At 72.4% G+C, this 7,165-nt stretch carries 8 protein-coding genes; 5 read left to right on the forward strand and 3 right to left on the reverse strand.

Features of this window, described 5'->3' with window-relative positions; translation table 11 throughout:
* From PROKR_RS27940 to PROKR_RS27950, 3 genes are all read left to right on the forward strand, one after another.
* Positions 1 to 391 (forward strand): TSUP family transporter (locus PROKR_RS27940; RefSeq protein ID WP_157602830.1); only part of this gene is annotated, 391 nt, incomplete at its 5' end.
* A 50-nt stretch (positions 392 to 441) separates the two neighbouring features.
* The gene (locus tag PROKR_RS27945; RefSeq protein WP_036970396.1) at positions 442 to 1,002 is read left to right on the forward strand and encodes an STM3941 family protein; all 561 of its coding nucleotides are present in this window, start codon (positions 442 to 444) and stop codon (positions 1,000 to 1,002) included.
* A gap of 53 nt (positions 1,003 to 1,055) precedes the next feature.
* Positions 1,056 to 1,721, forward strand: a complete 666-nt coding sequence (locus PROKR_RS27950) for a CYTH domain-containing protein (protein WP_036970398.1) — start codon at positions 1,056 to 1,058, stop codon at positions 1,719 to 1,721.
* Here the strand turns inward: PROKR_RS27950 and PROKR_RS27955 are convergent.
* From PROKR_RS27955 to PROKR_RS27965, 3 genes are all read right to left on the reverse strand, one after another.
* Positions 1,718 to 2,584, reverse strand: a complete 867-nt coding sequence (locus PROKR_RS27955) for a M15 family metallopeptidase (protein WP_245605997.1) — start codon at positions 2,582 to 2,584, stop codon at positions 1,718 to 1,720. The two genes, PROKR_RS27950 and PROKR_RS27955, sit on opposite strands and share 4 nt — an antisense overlap.
* Before the next feature lie 131 nt (positions 2,585 to 2,715).
* Positions 2,716 to 3,762: a hemolysin family protein gene (locus tag PROKR_RS27960; protein ID WP_036970404.1), complete on the reverse strand. Its 1,047-nt coding sequence runs from the start codon at positions 3,760 to 3,762 to the stop codon at positions 2,716 to 2,718.
* Positions 3,759 to 5,246 carry a hemolysin family protein gene (locus PROKR_RS27965; RefSeq protein WP_036970407.1) on the reverse strand — a complete coding sequence of 496 codons (1,488 nt, stop codon included), beginning with the start codon at positions 5,244 to 5,246 and terminating at the stop codon, positions 3,759 to 3,761. The genes PROKR_RS27960 and PROKR_RS27965 overlap by 4 nt, the downstream gene beginning before the upstream one ends.
* A gap of 173 nt (positions 5,247 to 5,419) precedes the next feature.
* Between PROKR_RS27965 and PROKR_RS27970 the strand changes: the two genes are divergently transcribed.
* Together PROKR_RS27970 and PROKR_RS27975 are read left to right on the forward strand one after the other, a co-directional pair.
* Positions 5,420 to 6,193 (forward strand): response regulator transcription factor, encoded by a 774-nt coding sequence (locus tag PROKR_RS27970; RefSeq protein ID WP_084468210.1) that lies wholly within the window; start codon positions 5,420 to 5,422, stop codon positions 6,191 to 6,193.
* Positions 6,194 to 6,206: 13 nt separating this feature from the next.
* On the forward strand, positions 6,207 to 7,165 hold a 959-nt coding region (locus PROKR_RS27975; RefSeq protein ID WP_169736622.1), incomplete at its 3' end, for a sensor histidine kinase.

Raw genomic sequence — 7,165 nt, forward strand, 5'->3', positions numbered from 1 at the left:
GGGCGCGACGCCCGACACACCACGCGCCGCCCTCGGCGAGCGCCTCGCCCGCGCCGCCCTCGGCGCCACCGCCGGCGTCTCCACGATGATCGCGAACGCCGGCGGACCGCCCATGAGCCTCTACCTGCTCCGGACCGGCGTCTCGCGAGCCGGGCTGCTCGGCACGGTCGCGCTGTTCTTCCTCACCGTCAACGTGGCCAAGCTGCCGTTCAGCGCGAGCCTTGGCCTCGTCTCGGCCGGCTCGCTGCTGGTCTCCCTCGCCCTGCTGCCCGGCATGGTCGCGGGCTTGCTGCTCGGCCGGTTCGTGGCCCACCGCATCTCGGGCCCGGTGTTCAGCACGGCCGTGCTGATCGCGACGGCCCTGGCAGGCGCCCGCCTCCTGCTCGGCTGAAGGCACATCCGGGCTACCGATTCGCCCCCGCGTGCGGATAGTGTCCCGGTATGCCCGACGAGTCCGTCGACTTCTACCCATCCCGCGCGCACGTCATCACGCTCGCCCTCGGCACCCTCGCGCTGGTGGTGCTCTGCGCCGTCGCCGCCCGGCTCGGCTTCGACGCCGCCCAGATCAGCGGCTCGCCGGCCGCGCTGGCCGTCGTGTCGGTGAGCGCCATGGGCGTCCTGGTCTTCACCGGGCTGGGCCTCATCGTGCTCCGCCGCCTGCTGCTGCCCACCTGGCCCGTGCTCACGTTCGACGACGACGGCCTCACCGACTGGCTGCCCAACCTCGGCGTCGAGCAGGTGCTCTGGACCGAGGTCACGGGCGTGCGCGAGGCCCGGCTGGCGTTCCGGCGCGTGCTCGCCGTCGACGTCGCCGACCCGCGGGCCGTCGTCGTGCGGCAGCGGACGTTCGTCCGTCGCATCGCGGCCTCGCTGAACACGGCCCTCGTCGGCACGCCCGTGGTCCTCAAGCCGGGGAGCATCGCCACCCGTCCGGAGGAGCTGTCGGCCGCCCTGACCGGGTTCGTCACCGACCGGGCGCCCCTCGCCGGGCCGGTTGCGTAGACTTCTAGGACCATCCGCCGAGAAACACCTGCCGAGCAGCGCGAGGGATCCTCATGAGCGACGACCTCTTCGACGAGCCGCCCGCCGCCGAGCCCGACCGCGGCTACGCCGACTTCGAGTTCGAGCGCCGCTTCTTCGTGCGTGACCTACCGGCCGAGCTCAAGGACGCCCCGGCCCTCATCGTCCAGTCCTACTTCCTGGCCGACGACGGCTACGCGCTGCGCGTCCGGGTCCAGGCGGGCGACGTCGACGCCGACCTCACGGCCGACACCGATCCGGCCGAGCTGCTCCGGTCGCACGTCGCGGACATCGACTTCGCCGCCGTCACAGTGAAGGGCCCGGCCGTCGGGGGTACCCGCTACGAGGCGGAGCGCGAGCTGGACCCGAGCATCGGCGTCGAGCTGGTCCGCCGGGGCGGCGCGCCGGTCGTCAAGGTGCGCTACGCCGCGTGGCTCGGGGCCGACGGCTGGTCCATCGACGTGTTCGGCGGAGCCAACCACCCGCTGGTGGTGGCCGAGTGCGAGCGCTCCGGCCCGGTAACAGGCCTGCAGATCCCGGACTTCTGCGTCACGGAGATCACCGACGACCGCCGGTTCTCGAACGAGTACCTGGCCACGGAGCCGTACAGCGCGTGGGCTCAGTCGTTCGCCGCGGAGCTGGCGAGCCAGGGGCCCGCCTTCCGCCAGGACTTCGGGCCGAACACCCACCTGCGGCTCTAGCCGCGCCACTCGCCCTTCTCGACGACGCCCGACACGAACTCCCAGTGCCACGGCTCGTACTTGCTGCCGCCGAGCTGCGCCCACGCCGGGTTCTGCCAGCCGTAGGACGGCGCGTTGGCCCAGAGCCACGAGAAGACGTCGCTGTCGCCCGTCTCCTTGGAGCACAGGTCGATCGCCAGGCCCCAGCCGTGCATGGACGTGCCCGGGGAAGCGGCGTAGAAGCCACGCGACGCCTTCATCTCGTACTGCGTGCTCAGGTCGCGGTAGCTGGCCACCAGGCACAGCTCGCGCCCGAACGACGCACGGAACGCCTCGTTGAGCGCGCTGAGCGACATCGCGGCGTCGGGCCGGAGGTACTCCCCGTCCTGCCACAGCTCGCACAGCGAGTGGTCCGCGAGCCCACCGTTGGTGCCGTCCACGGGTGCGTTGACGTCGCAGTTCGGCAGGGGGCTGCGGTCGAGCGAACGGCTGGCGGCCGACGCGGGGCGGGTGAGCGCCTCGGCGCGGACCACGGCGGCCGAGGTCTCCGGGCGCTCGACGGGCTGCGTCACGAGGTCCAGCACCGACGGCCCGGTGGGCGGAGCCTCGACGTCGAACGGCGACTCGCCGGGTTGTTCGGCGGCCTGCACGAACGGCGCCGCGATGGTCGCGGCGGCCAGGGTACCGACCACGGCGGCCCGGGAGATCATGCGCTGTCCCGCGGGGACCGACGACGTGGGACGGGAGGCCTTGGGGACCGCCCCGGTGACCAACCGGTCGAACGACGTCACCTTGCGCATCGCCTGAGTCTGCTGCTCCGCCTCACGGCGCGCGCGGCGCGTCATGAGGGCGGGCTGCGTGCTCGTCACAACCGTGGACTCCACTGGCCCTCCGTCTTCATGTGTCCGCGGCCCCCTCGCGCTCCGTTATGTGCACGTGACATTAGACCCGGGTCGGCCAGGCTGCCAACCCCGGCCTGTTGACCGTCCGGCTCCGGACGATCAACAGGCAACGGTCAGCGGCGCTGCATGGCGTCGCGGACCTCGCCGACGAGCTCTTCGAGGATGTCCTCCAGGAAGACCACGCCGAGTACCGCGCCGTCCGGCCCCTCGACGCGCGCCAGGTGCGAGCCCGAGCGCTGCATGACCCGCAGCGCGTCCTCCACCTCGTCGTCGGGCGCGACGGCCGCCAGGGCGCGCACGCGCCACACGGCGACCGGCTCGAACCGCGCCGGCCCGGTCGCGTACAGCACGTCCTTGAGGTGCAGGTAGCCGACGAGCTCGTCGCCCTCCTCGCGCCGTGTCACCACGGGGAACCGGCTGAAGCCGTGCTTGGACACGAGCCGCTCGACGTCGTCGGGCGTGCTGGTCTCGTCGACGGCGACCAGGCCGCCGACCGGCACCATGACATCGCGCGCGGTGCGGTTGGAGAACTCGATGGCGCCCGTCAGGAGGCCCTGCTCGTCGCGCAGCACGCCCTCGGCCTGCGAGTGCTCCACGATGGACTGGACCTCCTCGGCCGTGAACGCCGACGCGACCTCGTCCTTGGGCTCGACGCCGGCGAGCCGCACCGCGTGGTTCGCGATCCAGTTCAGGCCGACGATGATGGGCCGTAGCACCCGGCCAAGGAGCACCAGGGGCGGCCCGAACCACATGACTGCCCTGTCCGGGCCGGAGACGGCCAGGTTCTTCGGCACCATCTCGCCGAGCACGACGTGCAGGTACACGACGAGCGACAGCGCGATGACCAGCGCGATCGGGTGCGTGAGCTCCTCGCTCACGCCCATGCTGTGCAGCGGCCCCTCCAGCAGGTGCGCGATGGCGGGCTCCGCCACGATGCCCAGACCCGTGGAGCAGACGGTCACGCCGAGCTGCGCGCACGCGAGCATGAGCGACACGTGCTCCATCGCCCACAGCACGGTGATCGCGCGCCGGTCCCCGGCCGCGGCGAGCGGCTCGATGGCGCTGCGGCGCGCCGAGATGACGGCGAACTCGGCGCCCACGAAGAACGCGTTCCCCGCGAGCAGCACGAGGCCGATGACGAGTGCGGTGGTGGTGCTCATCGGGTCGCGCCCTTCTCGGAACCGTTCCGGCCGGCCCCGGAGCCGTCGGCCCCCGGGGCGGGGTCGTCGGGCAGCGGGCGTACCCGGAGGCGCTCGACACGCCGTCCGTCCATGGCCTCGACACGCAGGCTGACCCGCGCGTGCGGACCGTGCAGGCCCGCCTGCCCCACCGTGACCTCGTCGCCGACGCCGGGCATCCGGCCCAGCTCCGCCATCACGAGGCCACCGAGCGTCTCGTAGGCGGCACCCTCCGGGACCTCGATCGTCGTGTACTCGGCGAGCTCGTCCGGGCGGAGCACGCCTGGCACGATCCACGATCCGTCGGCGGCGCGCGACGCGCCGGCCCGCCGGGGGTCGTGCTCGTCCGCGACGTCGCCCACCAGCTCCTCGACGACGTCCTCCAGCGTGACGACGCCGGACGTGCCGCCGTACTCGTCCACCACGACGGCCATCTGCAGGCCGAAGCCGCGCAGCTCGACGAGCAGCGGACCCAGTCGAACCGTCTCGGGGACGCGGGGCGCGTCGACCATGAGCGCGGCCGCGGGCACCTCGCCCCGGCGGTCGTGCGGCACGCCGACGGCGCGGCGCAGGTGCACCAGACCGACGATGTCGTCGCGGTCCTCCCCGATCACGGGGAACCGCGAGTGCCCGGTGCGCCGGGCCAGCGCGACGACGTCCTCCGCCGTGGCGTCCCGGTCGATGACGGACATGCGCAGACGGTCGGTCATCACGTCGCGCGCGCTGAGCGTGTCCAGCTCGATCGAGTTGGTCAGCAGCGTGGCCACCGACTCCTGGAGCGTGCCCTCCTCGGCGGAGCGGCGCACCAGCGACGCCAGCTCGGAGGCCGAGCGCGCGCCCGACAGCTCCTCACGGGGCTCGACGCCCAGGCGGCGCAGCAGCGCGTTGGCCGACCCGTTGAGCACCGCGATGAGCGGCTTGAACGTGATGGTGAACACCCGCTGGACCGGCACCACCAGGCGCGCGGTGGCCAGCGGGGCCGACAGCGCGAAGTTCTTGGGGATCAGCTCGCCGCACACCATGGAGAAGGCGTTGACCAGGATGAGGGCCAGGACGCCGGCGAGCCCGGCGGAGACCGCCGTGGGCACGGACGTGTTGCCGAACGCGGCGGAGATCAGGGAGTTCAGGGCCGGCTGGGCGGTGTAGCCGAGCAGGATGGTGGTCAGCGTGATGCCGACCTGGGCCGAGCTCAGCTCCGTGGAGAGGTGGCGCAGCGCGGTGCGGACGCTGCGGTCCCGCAGGCCGTTGCCGAAGACCGGCTGGGCGCCGGACGCGGACCGCGCGCCGGGGCCGGGATCAGAGGAGGAAGCAGACCGGGAACCGCCGGGTCTGTCTCCCTCCGAGTCGTCGGAGTCGCCGATCACGGCGGGGTCGATGGTGACGAGGGAGAACTCCCCCGCCACGAATACTGCTGTGCCTGCCGTGAGAAGAACGCCGACGGCGACCATGATCCATTCGCCGGTCATCTCACGCTCCGGAGGGCACCGCGGGGGTCCTGATTCATCCAGGTTTCTCGGTGGGGATATCGCTCGATCATCGTGCGATAGATCGTAGCGGGAACAGTGCAGGCAGCGCCCAGGAGTCCGACTCTCAGGCTGGCTTCAGTGTCTTATCAGGCAGGTACGGGCATGATTGACCTATGTCATCTGGTACTCCCCAGCCGTCTGGGGCCCCGCAGCAGCCCGGCACGGCGTCGGCCGCCGCCTCGACCGGTCAGCAGTCCGCGACCGTGCTCGTGGTGGAGGACGAGCCCACGATCGCCACCGCGATCGCCCAGCGGTTGTCCGCCGAGGGCTGGCGTGTCGAGGTGGCGCGCGACGGCCTGTCCGGCGTCGACGCCGCCTCCAGGCTCCGCCCCGACCTCGTCGTGCTCGACGTGATGCTCCCGGGCATCGACGGGCTCGAGGTCACACGACGCATCCAGGCCGAGAACCCGGTCCCGATCCTCATGCTCACCGCACGGGACGACGAGACCGACATGCTGGTCGGCCTGGGCGTGGGCGCGGACGACTACATGACCAAGCCCTTCTCCATGCGTGAGCTGGTGGCCCGCATCAAGGCCCTGCTGCGGCGGGTCGACCGCGCGGCGCAGGCCGCGGCGACCACGCCCGCGGACCCGCCCATGATGATGGGCGACGTCACGGTGGACCGCGCGCAGCGCCGCGTCTACCGCGGCGGCGAGGAGGTGCACCTGACCCCGACGGAGTTCGAGCTGCTCGTCATGCTCGCCGGCTCCCCCAAGACGGTGCTGACGCGCGAGCGCCTGCTCGCCGAGGTCTGGGACTGGGCCGACGCCAGCGGCACGCGCACCGTCGACTCCCACATCAAGGCCCTGCGCCGCAAGCTCGGCCCGGACCTGATCCGCACGGTGCACGGCGTCGGCTACGCGTTCGAGCCGCCGGCCAACCAGTAGCGCCGGTGCCCCGATGAGACCGCACGTGCCCCGCGTCCCCGACGTGCGGCCGCTCGACCCCCTGCGCTCGCTGAAGATCAAGCTCGGCGTGCTGGTCGCCGCCACCGTCACGGCGGCGGTGCTGATCACCTGGCTCGGCCTGCAGGCGTCGCTGGGGCCGAGCCGCACCTTCCCGCTCGCGATCATCCTGTCGCTGCTCGTCACCCAGATCCTGGCCCGCGGCATGACGTCGCCGCTGCGCGAGATCACGGAGGCCGTCCAGGCCATGGCCGACGGCGACTACACGCGGCGGGTGCGCGCCACGAGCAGTGACGAGGTGGGGCAGCTCGCGCACGCCTTCAACCGCATGGCCGAGGACCTGGCCTCCGTGGAGCAGACGCGGCGCGACCTCATCGCGAACGTGTCGCACGAGCTGCGCACGCCCGTCGCGGCGCTCCAGGCGCAGCTGGAGAACATGGTCGACGGCGTGGTGGAGCCCACTCCGGCCGCGCTGGAGCAGGCGCACGCGCAGACCGAACGCCTGACGCGGCTCGTCACCTACCTGCTGGACCTCTCCCGGATCGAGGCCGGCGCCTCGGCCCTGAACATCGGCGAGATCGCCGTCGGAGACTTCCTCGAGCACTGCGCCGAGGACCTCCAGATGGTCGACGCCGCCAAGGACCTGCACTACGTCATCGACGTCACCCCGGAGGACCTGACGATCGAGGGCGACGCCGAGCGCCTGCACCAGGTGGTCATCAACCTGCTGCAGAACGCCATCCGCCACTCGCCGCAGGGCGGCGTCGTCCGCCTGGACGCGTACCCCGTGGACGGCACGGAGGGGTCCGACATCGTGCTGGAGGTCAGCGACGAGGGGCCCGGCATCGCTGCCGCCGACCGCGAGCGCATCTTCCAGCGCTTCGTGCGCGGCACCGGGTCGACCGGCGCGCCGCGCGGTGACGGGGGTCGCGGCGACGGGGGCCGGAGCGTCAG

The sequence above is a fragment of the Promicromonospora kroppenstedtii DSM 19349 genome, assembly GCF_000515355.1.
Lineage (GTDB): Bacteria > Actinomycetota > Actinomycetes > Actinomycetales > Cellulomonadaceae > Promicromonospora > Promicromonospora kroppenstedtii.